Origin of the sequence: Paenibacillus sp. LS1 (assembly GCF_026013365.1) — a bacterium.
In the GTDB taxonomy this organism is placed as follows: Bacteria; Bacillota; Bacilli; order Paenibacillales; family Paenibacillaceae; genus Paenibacillus.
Map to the genome: position 1 here is coordinate 316,772 of NZ_JAPDOE010000004.1, position 17,129 is coordinate 333,900.

15 protein-coding genes and 5 tRNA genes are annotated in these 17,129 nt (G+C 47.5%); 14 read left to right on the top strand and 6 right to left on the bottom strand.

Annotated elements, in window-relative coordinates:
- Positions 1-28: 28 nt before the first annotated feature.
- Positions 29-1,522, bottom strand: a complete 1,494-nt coding sequence (locus OM416_RS18560; RefSeq protein WP_264931914.1) for a serine hydrolase — start codon at positions 1,520-1,522, stop codon at positions 29-31.
- 249 nt (positions 1,523-1,771) lie between these two features.
- Here OM416_RS18560 and OM416_RS18565 point away from each other — a divergent pair, with 249 nt between their 5' ends.
- The 6 genes from OM416_RS18565 to OM416_RS18590 all read left to right on the top strand — a co-directional run bounded on the left by OM416_RS18565 (position 1,772) and on the right by OM416_RS18590 (position 10,586).
- Entirely contained in the window at positions 1,772-2,971 is a 1,200-nt protein-coding gene (locus OM416_RS18565; RefSeq protein ID WP_264931915.1) for an outer membrane lipoprotein-sorting protein, read from the top strand.
- A 350-nt stretch (positions 2,972-3,321) separates the two neighbouring features.
- On the top strand, positions 3,322-4,509 hold the full coding sequence (gene alr, locus OM416_RS18570; protein ID WP_264931916.1) for an alanine racemase: 1,188 nt from the start codon (positions 3,322-3,324) through the stop codon (positions 4,507-4,509).
- A gap of 260 nt (positions 4,510-4,769) precedes the next feature.
- Positions 4,770-5,051, top strand: a complete 282-nt coding sequence (locus tag OM416_RS18575) for a CopG family ribbon-helix-helix protein (RefSeq protein WP_017690037.1) — start codon at positions 4,770-4,772, stop codon at positions 5,049-5,051.
- Between the two features lie 3 nt (positions 5,052-5,054).
- Positions 5,055-5,405 (top strand): type II toxin-antitoxin system PemK/MazF family toxin, encoded by a 351-nt coding sequence (locus OM416_RS18580; RefSeq protein ID WP_024630714.1) that lies wholly within the window; start codon positions 5,055-5,057, stop codon positions 5,403-5,405.
- Between the two features lie 235 nt (positions 5,406-5,640).
- Positions 5,641-7,830: an alpha-galactosidase gene (locus OM416_RS18585; RefSeq protein WP_264931923.1), complete on the top strand. Its 2,190-nt coding sequence runs from the start codon at positions 5,641-5,643 to the stop codon at positions 7,828-7,830.
- Positions 7,831-8,363: 533 nt separating this feature from the next.
- Positions 8,364-10,586, top strand: a complete 2,223-nt coding sequence (locus tag OM416_RS18590; protein ID WP_264931925.1) for a Tex family protein — start codon at positions 8,364-8,366, stop codon at positions 10,584-10,586.
- 120 nt (positions 10,587-10,706) lie between these two features.
- Here OM416_RS18590 and cmpA read toward each other — a convergent pair whose 3' ends face one another.
- Positions 10,707-10,850 carry a cortex morphogenetic protein CmpA gene (cmpA, locus tag OM416_RS18595; RefSeq protein ID WP_105408244.1) on the bottom strand — a complete coding sequence of 48 codons (144 nt, stop codon included), beginning with the start codon at positions 10,848-10,850 and terminating at the stop codon, positions 10,707-10,709.
- A gap of 179 nt (positions 10,851-11,029) precedes the next feature.
- Positions 11,030-11,386, bottom strand: a complete 357-nt coding sequence (locus tag OM416_RS18600; RefSeq protein ID WP_062833108.1) for a hypothetical protein — start codon at positions 11,384-11,386, stop codon at positions 11,030-11,032.
- 119 nt (positions 11,387-11,505) lie between these two features.
- Here OM416_RS18600 and OM416_RS18605 point away from each other — a divergent pair, with 119 nt between their 5' ends.
- The 3 genes from OM416_RS18605 (at position 11,506) to OM416_RS18615 (ending at position 12,231) form a co-directional block, all read left to right on the top strand.
- A complete protein-coding gene (locus OM416_RS18605) occupies positions 11,506-11,967 on the top strand; it encodes a SprT family protein (RefSeq protein ID WP_264931928.1) in 462 nt (153 codons plus the stop codon).
- 93 nt (positions 11,968-12,060) lie between these two features.
- Positions 12,061-12,136, top strand: a tRNA-Asn gene (locus OM416_RS18610).
- Positions 12,137-12,142: 6 nt separating this feature from the next.
- Positions 12,143-12,231: transfer RNA gene (locus tag OM416_RS18615), tRNA-Ser, on the top strand.
- Positions 12,232-12,346: 115 nt separating this feature from the next.
- On the opposite strand, the gene OM416_RS18620 is transcribed toward OM416_RS18615, so the two are convergent.
- Positions 12,347-13,045 carry an ArsR/SmtB family transcription factor gene (locus OM416_RS18620; RefSeq protein ID WP_264931930.1) on the bottom strand — a complete coding sequence of 233 codons (699 nt, stop codon included), beginning with the start codon at positions 13,043-13,045 and terminating at the stop codon, positions 12,347-12,349.
- A 106-nt stretch (positions 13,046-13,151) separates the two neighbouring features.
- Between OM416_RS18620 and OM416_RS18625 the strand changes: the two genes are divergently transcribed.
- Positions 13,152-13,811 carry a flavin reductase family protein gene (locus OM416_RS18625; protein ID WP_264931932.1) on the top strand — a complete coding sequence of 220 codons (660 nt, stop codon included), beginning with the start codon at positions 13,152-13,154 and terminating at the stop codon, positions 13,809-13,811.
- 93 nt (positions 13,812-13,904) lie between these two features.
- A complete protein-coding gene (locus OM416_RS18630; protein ID WP_264931934.1) occupies positions 13,905-14,576 on the top strand; it encodes an MgtC/SapB family protein in 672 nt (223 codons plus the stop codon).
- 69 nt (positions 14,577-14,645) lie between these two features.
- Here OM416_RS18630 and OM416_RS18635 read toward each other — a convergent pair whose 3' ends face one another.
- Together OM416_RS18635 and OM416_RS18640 are read right to left on the bottom strand one after the other, a co-directional pair.
- Positions 14,646-15,542 carry a Cof-type HAD-IIB family hydrolase gene (locus OM416_RS18635; RefSeq protein ID WP_264931937.1) on the bottom strand — a complete coding sequence of 299 codons (897 nt, stop codon included), beginning with the start codon at positions 15,540-15,542 and terminating at the stop codon, positions 14,646-14,648.
- A gap of 4 nt (positions 15,543-15,546) precedes the next feature.
- On the bottom strand, positions 15,547-16,323 hold the full coding sequence (locus OM416_RS18640) for a DeoR/GlpR family DNA-binding transcription regulator (RefSeq protein WP_062833114.1): 777 nt from the start codon (positions 16,321-16,323) through the stop codon (positions 15,547-15,549).
- A 307-nt stretch (positions 16,324-16,630) separates the two neighbouring features.
- Here OM416_RS18640 and OM416_RS18645 point away from each other — a divergent pair.
- From OM416_RS18645 to OM416_RS18655, 3 genes are all read left to right on the top strand, one after another.
- Positions 16,631-16,702 (top strand) — tRNA-Glu (locus tag OM416_RS18645).
- A gap of 106 nt (positions 16,703-16,808) precedes the next feature.
- Positions 16,809-16,884 (top strand) — tRNA-Lys (locus tag OM416_RS18650).
- A gap of 18 nt (positions 16,885-16,902) precedes the next feature.
- Positions 16,903-16,985: transfer RNA gene (locus tag OM416_RS18655), tRNA-Leu, on the top strand.
- Positions 16,986-17,129: the final 144 nt, after the last annotated feature.

Sequence of the window (17,129 nt, forward strand, 5' to 3'; positions counted from 1 at the left end):
ACCACAACGGAATGAATCAGGTGTTCATTTACGAAACCCTGATGAATTCAATAGGTTTTGTGCCTGGCTCAAGCAGCAAAGGAATGGAGATGGATTGAGCAACTTCTGATGATTCATTCAGGGTGAACGTATACGTAATCTTCAAGCCGAACGACACAAACTCGACGGAAAACGTATCTTTTCCGGTGTATTCCATAGGCATTTCGATGGCGTTAAAGGTTGCCTGCAACCCGTCCGCTGTTTCCTGAATGGACATTTCGCCATAACCAGGATGTGTGTAAATACCCGCATAAGCGGTGAGAGGACGATCAAACGGAGCAACTTGAGGTTCTTCAATATTTTGCTCAACAGCAGTTTCTGGGTGAATAGATAATTCCGAAGTATTCTCCGGATTAGTCTCTGTTTCTGCCGGTTCTTTTCCCATTAATTTGCTCATTCTGGAACTCCAATTGACGGGTTCCAATCCAAGCAGTCGGTCCATGATATGAAAAGCAACCGTATACGGAATAACACTTCCGTTGGTATTGCTCAATACTACGATCCCGATCTGCTCCTCTGGCAAAAAGGCAACCTGTGATGCGAAGCCATCAATAGCCCCACCATGATGAATCATGGCATGTCCACGATACGGCTCAATCATCCAGCCCAGACCATATGTACCCACAGGCAGCTCTTTGCTGTTGAATGGTGAATCAAAAGCCATCTGAGGGCTGTGCATAACCTTCATCTGTTCCTTAGAGATCAATGATTTTCCTTTCCATTCTCCTGAATGCAATTGGAACTGAAGCCATGCAATCATATCGACTAGATTACTGTTAATGGAACCAGCGGGTCCTATGGTATCGATAGCTCGAAAAGGAATTCTGATATTCTGACCATCTTTCTCTATATAAGGACAGGCATAGTCAGTCTGAAGCTGCATCTCATCGACAGAGAATAGACTTGAGTTCATACCTAGGGGGTCAAATAGAGACTTTTGAACAACCTCTTCCCACGAATTTTCTTTCAATTGTCCAACCAGATAACCTGCCGTCATGTACATCATGTTCTGATACTGCCATTTGTTTCGGAAATCTTGATTCGGCTCCAGATACTGTAATGTACGAACAAGTTCTTCTCTTGTACGTGGGGAGTTGTACCATACCAACTCATGTCTTGGAAGACCAGAGCGATGACACAACATGTCGCGAATGGTGAGACGTTCTGTTGCGACCGGATCGAACATCCGGAAGTCTTTCATATAGGTCTTCACAGGTGCATCCCATTCCAGCATCCCCTGATCAACAAGCAGAGCAGCAGTTGCTGCGGTAAAGGCTTTGGTACTTGAACCGATGGCAAACAGCGTATTTGGGGTAACTTCAAGTTTGGACTCCAGATCACGGTAACCGTAGCCTTTTTGCCAGATGACTTCATCCTTATGGATTACAGCCACCGCTGTGCCGACACCTTTCCATAGTTGAAGTTGATCGTCGATGAATTCATCCAGTCCTTCCAGTGATGCGCGAAGCTGAGTTGTCGTCATACCTTCCCCTCCCGATATTCAATGAAATGGATCGTTTCCTACAATCCACTATGCCTTTTCTGGATAAAGTTAACATCCTACCCGAGACTGATTTTGCGTAGCAATGCCGTATTAACTGACTTCACTGCATGCTTGTCAAACTAGTCCGCATATATCGAACAAGTCCCTCATAGACATGTACTAATCAAGTAGGGGTTCTGCTGCAAGCAAAATCCTGAAGTGAAAACATGTGCTAAAGGGGATGATGTCATGCGCCGAATATCATGGATGCTTGCCATGGTATTGGTCTTATCGGCCTTACTTGCCGCCTGCGGGAAGAAGGATGCGGCAGCTGTGGTCAAAGATCTGAACGAAGTCGTAGGAGAGATGGAAAGTTACCAGGGGGCAGGCGTGATGACGCTGCATACCGGAGATACGCCGCAGCAATACAAGGTCGAGGTATGGCATCAGAAGCCTTCCTATTATCGCATTGCTTTAACCAATGCCAAAAAGGATGTAACGCAGATTGTACTGCGTAATGATGAGGGTGTGTTTGTTCTGACGCCTAGCCAGAATAAAAGCTTCCGTTTCCAGAGCAACTGGCCAGATAACCAAGGACAGGTATATCTCTATGAAACATTGATTCGGAGCATTACGGGGGATACAACCCGTCAGTTTGCGGATGAGAAGGAGAGCTATGTTTTTGATGTAGCTGCCAATTATAATACACATGCACTCGTCAGACAGAAAATCTGGCTGAACAAATCGGATTACGCTCCGAAACAGGTGGAGGTATCCGACTCCAATGCCAATGTGGTCGTGGATGTGAAGTTTGATTCCTTCAAATTCGGTGCTGCATTTGAGAAAGACGCCTTTGACATGCAACGTAACATGACAGCCAATACAGAAGAAGGCGGCAAAACGGGAACGGACTCTGGTGTGGCTCCTGCGGAGCAAACAGGTAATGAGGGCGGTAAAGAACCTGCCAATCCTCAGACGGCGCCAGAACCAGACGGAGCTGCCACGGATGGACAGTCGGGTGTAGGTGGTGGCACAGAGCAGCAAGGTACAGAGGGTGCTGCAACAGGTCAGGAAGGCGAAGAGCCGACACTTGCAGAACCGGAAGGGGCAGACAGCTTCGGCGTGATTCAGCCGACCTATGCGCCGGAAGGCGTGCAGCTCAAGGATGATCAGATTCTGGAAGAAGCGGGAGACTACTCGGTTATGCTTCGTTATGAAGGAACATATAATTACACAATATTTGAAGCCAGACCACAGGATCGAGCCGTATCGCTTGCTCCATCCAGTGTAGTGGATCTTGGATTCACACTGGGGATGATCAGCGGAGATGCATTGCAGACTCTGACATGGATGACAGATGGTATAGAATATCGGATTACCAGTGCCGACCTGCCTCAGAACGAAATGGTACGCATTGCAACATCGATGCAGGAAGAGTCAGGCAAATGATTTTTGAACAAATGAACGAATAGTAGCATAAACATAAGGAATGCTAAGAAGCATCGGAGACCCGTTCTCCGGTGCTTTGTTTTCGCCCAATAATGCAAAACGCGCTTCTACACATAGGGAACCGGGTAAATAATCGATATAAGCAGATTTTTGCTGGGGTGGAAAGTGAAATTTTGCCCTGCCAATCTCGCTTATCGGCCTTCTTCTGTGTTCGCATTTGTTCCTCAAACGGCGCACCTTGCATCTGTTTTTGAATGCGAAACTTCGGTTCATTTGACAGTCACATGCTGGAGCATTACGATGGAGTCTGACGTGAGCCGGATTAAGATGATTAGAGAAGGTGACTTAACGTGCAAGGACAATATCGGCCGACCGAAGCGGAGATCAATTTGGATCATTTGTGTACTAACGTAGAAGCTTTCCGCGAGGCATTGCCTCAGGGCATGAAATTCCTCGCCTGTGTGAAGGCCAATGCCTATGGACACGGAGCGGTGGAGACGGCTAGAGAACTGGAACGAGTGGGTGTGGATTACTTAAGTGTTGCTTTTCTTGACGAAGCTCTGGAACTGCGACAATATGGGATTACGATTCCAATTCTGGTATTGGGTTATACGCCGCCGGAAGGGATCGCTGTTGCTTGGAAACATGATGTGACCATCACGCTGTTCAGCAGGGAAGTGCTTGATGCCATTCGACATCTGGATGCGAGCACATTCGCTAACCAACTGAAGGTTCATATTAAAATCGACAGCGGCATGGGCCGATTAGGTCTGTTGCCTGGCGATGAGGCATTGGCTTTCATAGAGGAAGTGGCCTCGCTCGATCAGGTTATGCTGGAAGGTATGTTTACCCATTTTGCCAAAGCGGATGAAGAAGACAAAACCTATACACTGGAGCAGTATCGACGGTTCCAAAGCGTGGTTCATGCGCTCAGGGATCAGGGATGTGTCATCCCGATTATACATACGGCGAACAGCGCCGCTGCCATTGATACACCGGAATTATCCTATGACATGGTACGTGTAGGAATCAGCCTGTACGGATTGTATCCTTCGGCTCAGGTGAATCATCAGGTGGTGAAGCTGTCCCCGGTATTGACGCTGAAGACGAAGGCGGTTCTGGTTAAAACACTGCCACCCCATTGGGGGATCAGTTACGGAACCCGTTATGTTACACAAGGGCACGAACGAATAGCGACCCTGCCGATCGGCTATGCAGACGGATTCTCAAGAATGCTGACAGGTAAAGCACAAGTGCTTGTGCGCGGCCGCCGCGTTCCTGTCGTCGGTACGATTTGCATGGATCAGTGTATGGTGTCGTTACAATCTTTCGCGGAAGAAGCGGAAGAAATTCAAGTCGGCGAAGAGGTTGTCCTCATCGGTCATCAGTCTGGTGGCGTTATAACCGCAGACGAGGTGGCAATCCAGCTCGGTACGATTGCTTATGAAGTGATCTGCATGATGGCGCACCGCATTCCACGGGTCTACACCCGTGGGGGAGCAGAAGTCGCCAGAATCAATCCACTTTTGACATCCTGACAGGTGAACTGGACGTCATTACCAATAAACTTTTTTTCAGAACAGAAGGAAAACTGTCGGAGCATCTCGAATTATGTATGACGATAAGGATTTATATCCTGAAATGAGATGTTTGGTCTGTACGAATATTGTTCCCCGTGTTTATAATGGAGTACAGCATACTTGATATACTCGGGGCATATATATTCCTTTGTATAAAAGTTCTGGAAAAACGTAATACTGGTTCACAATGGCGAAAGGTTTGTGGGGGTGGAAGAAAGGTGGCCAACTTGCAGAACACCAAGCGGATCATGATCAGTTTACCTGATTATCTTTTGCAGGAAGTGGATGGCATCGTAGCGCTGGAGAATTCCAACCGCAGCGAATTGATTAGGCAGGCTATGAAGCTGTATTTGACGGAGCGTAAGAAACGTTACATCCGTGAAACGATGCAGCGCGGATACATGGAGATGGCAAAAATTAATCTGACCATGGCATCCGAAGCCTTTCATGCGGAGGAAGATGCGGACAGCACTCTGGACCGCTTAGTTAGCGGGGTGTAGACATTGATCGTAAAACGTGGTGACGTTTTTTTTGCGGATCTTTCTCCCGTTGTCGGTTCCGAGCAAGGTGGAGTCAGGCCGGTTCTGGTGATCCAGAATGATATCGGCAACCGGTTTAGTCCAACTTGTATTGTGGCGGCTATCACCGCCCAGATCCAGAAGGCAAAGCTGCCAACGCATGTGGAAATTGATGCGGCGGCACACGGCTTTGACCGGGACTCGGTTATTTTGCTCGAACAAATACGGACGATTGATAAGCAGAGGCTGACTGACAAGATTACCCATCTGGACGAGGAGACCATGAAATTGGTCAACGAAGCCTTACAGATCAGCCTTGGTTTAATCGATTTTTAAGGCATTAGGTAGTGTCTTGTACACTACTCTGCCATCCGTAGGCAATGGATGTTCCTGTGAGGGAACACACTAATTTCAGACTGTAACCAAAAGAGCGTATGGCATCCTTCGGGCTGTTGTACGCTCTTTTGATTAAAGCTTGATGAAAGCGTAGAACATTGGCGATCTTTTCGTTATAATGGAACCTGAGAAACCGTTTACCCGAAAGACCTATATATAGAGGTGGAGGAGACATATGAGCATTTACATCAATCAAGAGAAACTTCAGTTTCATTTACAGACCCGTGAGGCCAGTTACGTATTTCAGGTACTGCCTTCAGGATATTTGGTGCATTTGTATTATGGCAAAAAATTACGCGACACCGATCTGAGCTGGTTGCATGTTCGTACAGAACGAGCATCTTTCAGTCCGAACCCGGTACCAGAGGACCGTACGATTTCATTTGATACATTGGCAGTGGAACTACCCGTGTATGGCACAAGTGATTTCCGTAATCCGGCAATCCAACTGGAACTTGAGAATGGTTCAACGGTTTCGGAGTTTACGTATACAGGCCATCGATTGGTCAAAGGAAAGACAGAGCTTACTGGATTGCCAGCAACGTATGTTGAATCCGATGAAGAAGCAGAGACGCTGGTTATTGAGTTGGAAGACCGCGTTGCAGGCATCAAAATCGAGCTTTCCTATACAGCCTTTACGGCATTTAATGCGATAACACGCTCCATGCGTATCGTTAATGAGAGCGCTACCTCAGTGAATGTGGTGCGTGCGCTCAGTTCATCTGTTGATTTCCCGCATGCAGATTATGAATTGTTGCAATTGTCAGGAGCTTGGACACGGGAACGTGATATCGTTCGCAGAAAGCTTGCTTCAGGCCTGCAAGGAATTGAGAGCCGTCGTGGTTCAAGCAGTCACCAGCAGAATCCATTTATTGCGCTGATGACACCAGGCACGGATGAAGATCAGGGTGAAGTCTATGGATTCAGTCTCGTCTATAGCGGTAGCTTCACTGCACAGGCTGAAGTGGATCAGTTCCACACCACCCGTGTGTCGCTCGGGATAAATCCGTTCGAGTTCAGCTGGAAGCTGGAGCCACAGGAAACGTTCCAGACACCTGAGACGGTTATGGTATATTCGGATGCAGGTCTGGATGGTATGTCTCAGTCGTACCATGAACTGTACCGGGAGCGTCTTGCACGTGGTAAGTTCCGCAATGCGGAACGTCCGGTTCTGGTCAATAACTGGGAAGCGACTTATTTTGGATTCAATGCGGACAAGATTGAACAGATCGCTCGAGCCGGACAGAAGCTGGGTATTGAGTTGTTTGTCTTGGATGATGGTTGGTTTGGACACCGGGACAGCGACAATTCCTCGTTGGGCGACTGGATTGTAGATAAGAACAAATTGCCACAGGGTCTGGATGATCTGGCTAACCGGGTAACAGGTCTGGACATGCAGTTCGGATTGTGGTTTGAGCCTGAGATGATCTCACCAGACAGTGAGCTGTACCGTGCGCACCCAGACTGGTGTCTGCATGTGCCAGATCGTCGCCGGACAGAAGGACGTCAGCAACTGGTACTCGACTTCTCTCGTCAGGATGTACGTGATGAGATTGTACGCATGTTAACAGATGTACTTGGTTCGGCACCAATCACTTATGTGAAATGGGACATGAACCGGAATATGACGGAAGTGGGTTCTGCGTTGCTTCCGGCAGACAGACAGCGTGAGACAGCGCATCGTTACATGTTGGGGTTGTACGACGTCATGGAACGAATCACTTCGGCATTCCCGAACATTCTGTTCGAGAGCTGTTCAGGTGGTGGTGGCCGCTTCGATCCAGGTATGCTGTATTACATGCCACAGACGTGGACAAGTGACAACACCGATGCGATCTCCCGTCTGCGGATTCAATACGGTACGAGTCTTGTGTACCCAGTGAGTTCGATGGGATCGCATATCTCGGCGGTACCGAATCATCAGGTGAACCGGATCACTTCTCTTGAAATTCGGGGACATGTTGCAATGTCGGGCAACTTCGGGTATGAGCTGGATCTGACGAAATTCACGGAGGAAGAGAACGAAATCGTGAAAGCGCAGGTTGAGCTGTACAAAGAGATCCGTGGAACGGTTCAATATGGAACATTCCGTCGCTTGCTCAGTCCGTTTGAAGGTAATGAGACAGCGTGGATGTTTATTGCACCAGACGGAAGCGAAGCCGTTGTATTCTACTTCCGCGTGCTCTCTGAGCCTAATGCTCCACTTCAGCGCCTGAAGCTGAAAGGATTGGACCCTAATGCGGATTACCGTCTGAAAGGCGGCTCGGAGACCTTTACCGGCGATGCCTTGATGTATGGTGGTATTTCGGTGGGCAGTGCATCAGGAGACTATCTGAGCGAAATGTTCCGGTTCGAGCGCGTCTAGATAAGTGAATTACATTTTATTTACACGGATACTACGATGACAGAACAACCTTCCAATCGCTGTTATCCCCGGATTTTCCCTTTTCTCAAAGGGAAAATCCGGGGATAGCGTATGCTTCCGATGTAGCTTTCTTTCAGAAAGCTTTTAGGCGAAGTGTATGCTTTCGAAGTAGCTTTCTGCAGAAAGCTTGTAGCTTCGCTTTTTCAGGTTTTTTCTGTCCTCTCCGTCATCGTGTAAATGAACAGTTTCACTTATTAGATTGCTATTGAATTTAAAGTTTTAAACAAGTAAGGACCGAGGAGCGTCGTGATGACGTTTTTCGGTCTTTTTTTGCCGTAATGGGGAAGGCTGGAGGATGACATCATTCTGTCAGAACTTGTATGCTTGCGGATTGATGGAAATCTGGACGTGATTTTGTGATAATATAGGGTAGAGTGGAAGAAACAAATGGTTTAACAATACTGTAATTACAGCAGCAAAGCTGCCCTGAAATGATTGTAACGAACGATTCAGGAAGGAAAGAGGGATTTATTTTGTCTGAACAGGAAACGGTTCTGGAACCCAATGAAGAAACAATAAAGGCAGAACGCCATGAACGAATCATCAAACAGGTAGCCAAGGAACTGTCACTGTCCTTGAAGCAGGTCCGCACAACGTCGGAGCTTCTGGACGAAGGCAATACGATTCCATTTATCGCCCGCTACCGTAAAGAAATGACTGGAGAGCTGGATGAGAACCAGCTGCGATCGATTGAAGAACGCATTGTGTATCTGCGCAATCTTGAGGATCGCAAATTGGAAGTCATCCGTATTATAGAGGAACAGGGCAAGCTGACCGGAGAACTGAAGAAATCCATTACCCAGGCTGTGAAGCTGCAGGAAGTGGAAGACTTGTATCGTCCTTACCGTCAGAAGCGGAAAACGCGTGCCAGCGTGGCAAAAGAAAAAGGTCTTGAACCCCTTGCTGTATGGATCTGGGGTCAACCGAAACAAGGAGATGTACTCCAGGAAGCTGCGCAGTATATCAATGCTGAACTGGGTGTAGAAGATGCGGAGTCGGCGCTTCAGGGAGCCAAAGACATTCTCGCGGAGAACATCGCAGATGATGCTGCCATTCGTGCCTGGATTCGTAGGTACACACTCGATCACGGGATGCTGACTTCGGAAGCGAAGGATGCGCAAGAGGAGTCCGTGTACGAGAATTATTATGATTACCGCGAATTAGCCAAAAAGATGCCTCCACACCGTATTCTCGCGATTAATCGCGGTGAACGTGAGAGTATTCTGAAAGTAGGCCTGGACGTACAGGCAGAACCGGCCCATCGTCATATGGAAGGACAGATCATTCGTGGTGCTTCTGCCGTGCAGGATATCCTGCGTGATGTGATTGAAGATGCATACAAGCGGCTGATTGCGCCTTCCATCGAACGTGAAGTTCGTGGAGAACTGACGGAAAAAGGTGAAAATCAGGCCATATCGGTATTCTCGGCCAATCTGCGTAACCTGTTGCTTCAACCGCCGATTCATGGTAAACGTGTGCTGGGTGTCGATCCGGCCTATCGTACCGGTTGTAAACTGGCTGTAGTAGATGATACGGGCAAACTGCTGGAAGTGGCTGTGACCTACCCAACGCCACCACACAACAAGAAACGTGAAGCTGCGGAAGTATTCCATCGGATGATCAAGCAATATGATATCGGACTGATCGTCATTGGTAATGGTACCGGATCACGTGAAACAGAGCAATTTGTTGCCGAGATCATTCAGGAGAACGGTGATGAAAGTCTCGTATATCTGATTGTTAACGAAGCAGGCGCGAGTGTATATTCTGCATCAAAGCTGGCCCAGGAAGAATTCCCAGATCTGGATGTTGCGGAGCGCAGTGCAGCTTCCATTGCACGCCGTGTACAAGACCCGCTTGCGGAGTTGGTTAAGATTGATCCCAAAGCCATTGGCGTGGGTCAATATCAGCATGACGTATCTCAGAAAATCCTGGAAGAAAGCCTGAAAGCTGTCGTGGAATCCGCAGTTAACCATGTGGGTGTGGATGTGAATACGGCATCACCTTCGTTGCTGTCATATGTTGCCGGAGTTAACGCTACGATTGCCAAAAACATCGTGAAGTACCGCGAAGAAAATGGCCGGTTTTCGAACCGCCGTCAGCTTCAGAAGGTACCACGTCTGGGCGCCAAAACGTATGAGCAGTGCGTAGGTTTCATGCGTATTGGTGAGGGCGAGAATCCATTGGATCGTACACCGATTCACCCTGAGTCCTACAAAGTGGTTGATCAGCTGTTCAAGGAGCTTCAGGTTGCACTGGACAAGCTGGGCAGCAAGGAACTGTCGGTATTACTTTCAGAGCAACAGCCAGAACAATTGGCTGTGAAACTGGACGTAGGTGTGCCTACATTGCGTGACATTCTGGACAGCTTGCAGCGTCCGGGGCGTGACCCGCGTGAAGAAATGCCGTTGCCAATCTTCCGTACAGATGTATTGAAAATTGAGGATCTGGTGGAAGGCATGGAGCTGCAAGGTACGGTTCGGAACGTTATTGATTTCGGTGCTTTTGTTGATATTGGGATCAAGAGTGATGGGCTTGTCCATATCTCGCAGCTCAGCAACGGGTATGTTAAACATCCGATGGACGTTGTGTCTGTCGGGGATAATGTAACAGTCTGGGTTATGAATGTGGATACCAAAAAAGGCCGTGTCGGCCTTACGATGAAGAAGCCGGCGTCTGCGCAACAGTCTTCCTAAGTAATAGGATTGGAGAACAGCCTTCCCTGACCAGGAAGGCTGTTTGTGTCGACAATAATGGTCCCGTTATCCGTTCAAATGCTACTGATAAGTACGGTGGCTATGATCATGGACTTTTTCTTACAGTTCGTTCTCCGCGCTGCGCGGTGTGCCACTTGCTGGTTTGTTACGATAAAAGAACCAACATTCGTTCAGCAGCTTGATTTGCCGGCTGTCCTTTTTGTGAAATGCACGCATCAGTTGATTGCAAAGCCATTGAGGCAAGGGTATCTCCTCCTCTTGCATAATTCATCTGTACGTTAGCATATGTGGCAATAGCCTGGACTGTGCGGGATAAGTGAAGGACACTGGCAAATCAATATCTCAATGCCAAAAAGCACAAATCCCAATTCAGGGAGATGCGCTTTTCGTTCTTGTCATTTTAAAATGAGATCTGGAGTGGATTAGAGAGCTTCCATCTCTTCTTCATACCATTGTTCCAATTGGGCCTGAAGCGCCCGAATTTCGGTAAGCAGGGAAATCAAGGGATAATGGCTTTCACGCAGTGCTGCGAAAGATTCTTCAAGTGCATTGATATAATCAAGGCCACCGATAATGGAAAGATTTTCGTTCAGGAGATCCAAGTTGTCACATTCGGCAATCGCCCAAGGCAGAACAGGGACATCTGCTGCAGTGAGTTTATCGATTTCCTTGTGCAGGCGCAGGTTGAGCGCACTGAGTTGATAGGCGTAATCCGCCGGCATTTCCACAAACTGCAATTGTTGTTCCTGCTGCAAGATGACATAGCGCATTGTAGGCATAACGAGTAATAATCTCCCCTCATACATTCTACTTGACAGTGTAGCCTACGAAACGGTTAAAATTCAAGTATATTGCCAGAAAAACCAATACTCCGAGGGGGTGCAAGGAGAGGATACCGATGGAAAATGAGGAGTTGCAACAATGGATTGAACAGGTATCACTGGATTATTTCGGAGTGCCGTTCACCCATGAGGCGTTGTTTAACGGTCGCCTGACCACAACAGGTGGGCGTTATATGCTCAAAAGTCACCGAATTGAGATTAATCCGCATCAACTCGAAGCCTACGGCCGGGATGAAGTTGAGAAAATCATCAAGCATGAGCTGTGTCACTATCATCTACATATTCGTGGGCGTGGTTATCAGCATCGCGACCCGGAATTCAAAGCTTTATTGCAGAAGGTGGGAGGTTCACGGTTCTGCCAATCTCTTCCTGACGGCAAAGGCAGAAAACCTCTGCCGTATCGTTATAAGCTGGTGTGCAAGAGCTGTGGCACGGAATATTTGCGCAAGCGGAAAATAGATCCGAAGCGTTACCGCTGTGGTCGTTGCGCGGGAAAACTGGGCCTGCAGAATATCTGATGTGTGCATCATTCAATGCGCTGAAGAAAGTGATGGAAGGCATGTTGACTTGGATTATTAATCATGATAAATTAAGTTAATCAAGATTAATTTTCCCTGATAGCTCAGTTGGTAGAGCACTCGACTGTTAATCGAGTTGTCACAGGTTCGAGCCCTGTTCGGGGAGCCATTTCTTGGAGAGATACCCAAGTGGCTATAAGGGGACCCTCTGCTAAGGGGTTAGACTGCGTAAGCGGTGCGAGGGTTCGAATCCCTCTCTCTCCGTTCTGATTAAACAATAAAATCCTCTTCACATTAGATCGGCTACCGGTCAAAGTGAAGAGGATTTTTTGCGTGTTATTCTTCTTCGTTTATCCCATGCTGCACCTCCACCTACAGCCTACAGTGAAATGCTCAACACCTCGTATAAACCTTTCTTGCCAGTTTCCGTTACTTCGACAGAGCGACTTCCTGTTTTTTGACGAATCCAGTCCAGGTCCAATAATCGATGTCTGAGTTGTTCCCCAAGCATACCTGAGAGATGATGACGACGTTCGCTCCAATCCAGACATTTACGAGCGATGGCTCGGCGTGACCCCGGCTTCACTTGAAGTTCAATGCCGAACGTAGTGAACCACTGCGTTCCTTTCTCTGTAACTTGATAATCCTTGCTATGTGCCTCTGCGGGCTCTGAAAGATAACCCTTCTGTACTAAGGCCTCACAGAGTGAGATTCCTAATTTCCCGGCCAGATGACCATAACAGGTCCGTGCATAACTCAGTTGTTGAAGCTGATCGGATTGTTTGAGAGAGCGTATCTGTACAGGCGGGGCAATACTGGCCATGCTTTCAATCAGATTAGCAATTTCTTTGTTTGCCAGACGGTAATATCGGTGGCGCCCTTGTTGTTCAACTTCGAGTAATCCTCCCTCTACGAGTTTAGCGAGATGGCTGCTTGCCGTCTGGGGAGTGACGCCTGCCATATGAGCAAGCTCCCCTGCGGGCAATGCTCGCCCATCCAGCAAAGATGACAGAAAAACAGCGCGGCTTGGATCAGCGATTAACGACGCAATAACAGCAATATTAGGATATACATTCATACTTCGATCATATCTGAACTATTCCTGTATTACAATTCTGTTGTATCGTCCCATACGGGTCAGATTGAGGTTATAAACCAATGGAATTGGAACAGGAGAGGTAAGGATGAAAAAAATAACGAAACAGGACTTTGCTATAGAGCAGTTGACCGAGAGTTCAGAAGTGATACAACATGAAACGCTTAATCCAAGTATTTTATATTATGGTACGCCCGTATTGCTGTTAAGCACATTAAACGAGGATGGGTCAACCAACCTGTCTCCACTGTCTTCATCTTGGGCGCTGGGGGATTGTCTGGTTCTTGGTCTAGGTATACAGGGCAAAGCCTATGAAAATCTGAGTCGACACCCTGAATGTGTAATTAATCTGCCGGATGCGACCATGTGGAAACAGGTTGAAGCATTGGGTCGTTATACGGGAGTTACCCCGGTTCCTGAGGAGAAAAGGCAGATGGGCTATACGTTTTGCCAGGATAAATTCACCGTAGCTGGACTGACATCTCAAGCATCGGTTCAGGTGGCTCCAGATAAAATAGCTGAATGTCCGCTTCAGATTGAAGCGGCTGTACAACACATACGAATTCCCGAACACACACCGTTCATGGCGATTGTAGAAGTGAAAGCGTTGAAGGTGCACGCGCATACACGCCTGTTATGTGGACCGAACAAGATTAATCCGGAGGAATGGCATCCGCTGATATATAATTTCAGGCATTATTACGGATTGGGAGAGAGACAAGGTGGCAATTTCCGGGCAGAGAATTGACCAGAGTGGAAGTGCTTTATTAGTCATGGGTAGATTGGGTAATATTAAAGATAGACACATGTAAGCATATACATAATGAAAGAGGTGATGTGCATGGAAGTGGAATACTTGATGCGTGTACTCATAGCTGGAGTATGTGGTGTGCTAATCGGATATGAGCGCAAGAATCGAATGAAAGAGGCGGGAATACGTACTCATTTTGTGGTCGCCGTCGGTGCTGCCCTGATGATGATTGTGTCGAAGTACGGATTCCAGGATCAGGCCGGTTGGGACAATCTGTCCCTTGATCCATCCAGGATCGCTGCACAGGTTGTTAGCGGTGTGGGGTTTATTGGCGCTGGCATGATCTTCACGCAGCGGCATACGGTCAGGGGATTGACCACAGCGGCTGGAATATGGGCTACGGCAGGCATGGGACTTGCGGTGGGTTCAGGTCTATATTGGACAGGTGCAGGCGTGACGCTGCTTATTGTCGTGGCGCAGATGCTACTGCATCGGCCCACACGCTGGCTGGTTTCGGCACGAACAGAGACGTTAACCATCCACCTGCAAACGGAGGGAGAGGCCCTGAAGACTGTTCTGGCACTGCTGGGACAGGAAAAGATCTCGGTCATCGGATTTAAAACAGAACAGCAAAAAAGCACAGACTCCGAAGAAGAGACTGTGCTTGAGTTCACATTGCAACTACCGGGTTCATACCGGGGAGAGCAATTGATTATTTTGTTACAGGACGTGCCTCACGTTCGATCTGCTGAGTTGAAATGAAGCGAACTAGCTTGGATCAAAAGACGACCCATCCATCCAGATTTAAATGTTAATTCCGTACAGGTTCAATTACTGCCCTTCTCCGACAATCGTTTCCGGACGGGATACCGGTTTACCTTCAAGCAGGCACTCAATGGCATGTGCGACACCGTGCTCCACATTAGTCAGCGTTATGGCTTTGGCTAATGCCTGGATTTCGGGTTCTCCATTACCCATGGCGATGCCGAGTCCTGCCATTTTTAACATGGATACATCGTTGAAGTTATCTCCGATCGCTGCTGTATCTTCCATGGAGATGTTCAGGTGAGCCGCCAGTTTGGTGAGGGCATTACCTTTGGATACGTCCGGGTGCTGCATTTCGAAGTTGTGCTCAAAGGATACAACCATGGCTACATCAGATCGGGAAGCGAAGTGTTCTCGTCCTGTCTTTACTTTGTCCGGATTCATGGAGAAGGCCATAATATTGTAGATGCAGGCTTCTGCCGGAATTTCCAGATGATTGTTCACGCGGTGGTAGTCTTTTTTGTCATAGTGTTTCTTGATGGCCCGAATCATGCGTGCAATGTCCTCACCAGGGTTCGAACCAAGAACGCGTTCCATCTCGGCGAGCAAGGTCTCATGACTGCTAAGCGGGGCATAAATACCTTGCTGCGTTGAAGCCTCATAATAGAAATCATGATCTTCCAGCCACTGCATGACGGAAGCTGCTGTGTCACGCTCAAGTGGAAGATGGAATAGACGTTCACCGTCGGCATCATGAATCGTCGCTCCGTTGGAGCCGATAATTGGGGTTTTGATTCCGCCTTCGCGGCTGATGGTTACCACATCGGAGTAGACGCGTCCTGTAGCAATGGTAACTTTCATACCTGATTGCTGGGCCTTTTGGATGGCTGCTGCATTCTCCGGGCTAATCTGGCTGTCTCTGTTCAATAAAGTTCCATCTAAATCTGTGGCAAATAATTTCATATATTTACAACTCCTTATCATCTGTAGGTTCAGGAATGAGAATCTCAACCTGTTGTTCGGCTAGAAAAACAAGCCATTCTTTGGTTGGCCATTGATCCGTAATCAATACATCCACCAATGACCAGTCGGCAAAACGATAACCATAACGTCTATCAAACTTGGATTGATCGGCAAGAACAACGACTTTCTTGGCAGCCTTCATCATTTGGTGTTTAATTTTCCCTTCCTCTTCGGAAGCACTGAAGCCATCCATGGTGATACCGCCAATTCCGATAAAGGCTTTATCTACATAATAGTGGGAGAGAGTCTCGATAACAGAGGTACCGTAGACATAACGTTGTTCCTTATCCACTTTGCCGCCGAGTAAACGAATCTGGACAGCTGTGTGATTGGAGAGAAGATCAGCGGAATGAATCGAATTAGTAATGACGGTACAGGATTTGCCGTTCAAGTTCTCGGCACAGGCCTGCACGGTCGTGGAAGAATCCAGGATAATGATCTCGCCTTGTCTTACAATGGCCGCAGCGAGTTTGCCGATGGCTCTTTTTTCCTCAGATACATCGAGTAAACGGTCTTTGTAGGATCTGAATTCTTGCGGAGGAGGGGGAAGAATCGCACCGCCACGTGTTCGAATAATGGCATCCTGTTCCTCAAGCTTGATCAGATCCCTGCGTGCAGTATCCCGTGATACATCAAACAAGGTGACAATATCATCGGCTGAGATGCGATTGTGTTTGCGTAGATGTTCAACAATGAGCTGCATTCGTTCTTCTTGAAACAAACATGTCACCTCCGGTTGTATGGATGACCGTACTTATACTGATACTTTAATTATAAGTATTCTTAATGCGCTTTGCAATATTATAAGTGAATATAAGTTTTTGTAAGTGTTTTAATGGATGATTTACATTTTTCCTGCACAGTGATGACATTGGCATGAATAGGGAAGGGGCGATTAATGGGTTTCTGAAGAGCAGTATCAACAGGCAAAAAAGGCTTGGGAAATAAATTTTAAAAAAAGTGTTGCACGTATAAAATGTCCTGTGGTATACTCATTCTTGTCGCCAAGAAAGACAACTTGTTATTAAGGCCCGTTGGTCAAGGGGTTAAGACACCTCCCTTTCACGGAGGTAACAGGGGTTCGAATCCCCTACGGGTCATATCTTCACCACCTCATGAGATTTATATTTTCGATGAGAAATCCTCAAAGTCATTGCTCTTAGAGACAAGAATGAAGCGTGGCACATCCGGTGAAGTTTACAGCAAGAGCCATTAGCTCAGTTGGTAGAGCACCTGACTTTTAATCAGGGTGTCGAAGGTTCGAGCCCTTCATGGCTCACCATTTTTTACAATTGAATATGCGGTCGTGGTGGAATGGCAGACACGCTATCTTGAGGGGGTAGTGGGTGTATACCCGTGGAGGTTCGAGTCCTCTCGACCGCATCACAGCAACAACGTTATAAGATAGACTCTCATGATTATTCGTGGGAGTCTATCTTTGTGTTATACGTTATACCTCATCATATTCCGGGGATTTAAAGGCTGAGCATTCAGGAATAATGTGGTATAATTCAAGCAGATGAGTTG

Excerpts from the sequence above, each read along its gene's own strand:
- OM416_RS18560 (WP_264931914.1), bottom strand. The coding sequence starts at position 1,522 with ATGACGACAACTCAGCTTCGCGCATCACTGGAAGGACTGGATGAATTC.
- OM416_RS18565 (WP_264931915.1), top strand. The coding sequence starts at position 1,772 with ATGCGCCGAATATCATGGATGCTTGCCATGGTATTGGTCTTATCGGCC.
- OM416_RS18585 (WP_264931923.1), top strand. The coding sequence starts at position 5,641 with ATGAGCATTTACATCAATCAAGAGAAACTTCAGTTTCATTTACAGACC.
- OM416_RS18600 (WP_062833108.1), bottom strand. The coding sequence starts at position 11,386 with ATGCCTACAATGCGCTATGTCATCTTGCAGCAGGAACAACAATTGCAG.
- OM416_RS18605 (WP_264931928.1), top strand. The coding sequence starts at position 11,506 with ATGGAAAATGAGGAGTTGCAACAATGGATTGAACAGGTATCACTGGAT.
- OM416_RS18620 (WP_264931930.1), bottom strand. The coding sequence starts at position 13,045 with ATGAATGTATATCCTAATATTGCTGTTATTGCGTCGTTAATCGCTGAT.
- OM416_RS18625 (WP_264931932.1), top strand. The coding sequence starts at position 13,152 with ATGAAAAAAATAACGAAACAGGACTTTGCTATAGAGCAGTTGACCGAG.
- OM416_RS18630 (WP_264931934.1), top strand. The coding sequence starts at position 13,905 with ATGGAAGTGGAATACTTGATGCGTGTACTCATAGCTGGAGTATGTGGT.
- OM416_RS18635 (WP_264931937.1), bottom strand. The coding sequence starts at position 15,542 with ATGAAATTATTTGCCACAGATTTAGATGGAACTTTATTGAACAGAGAC.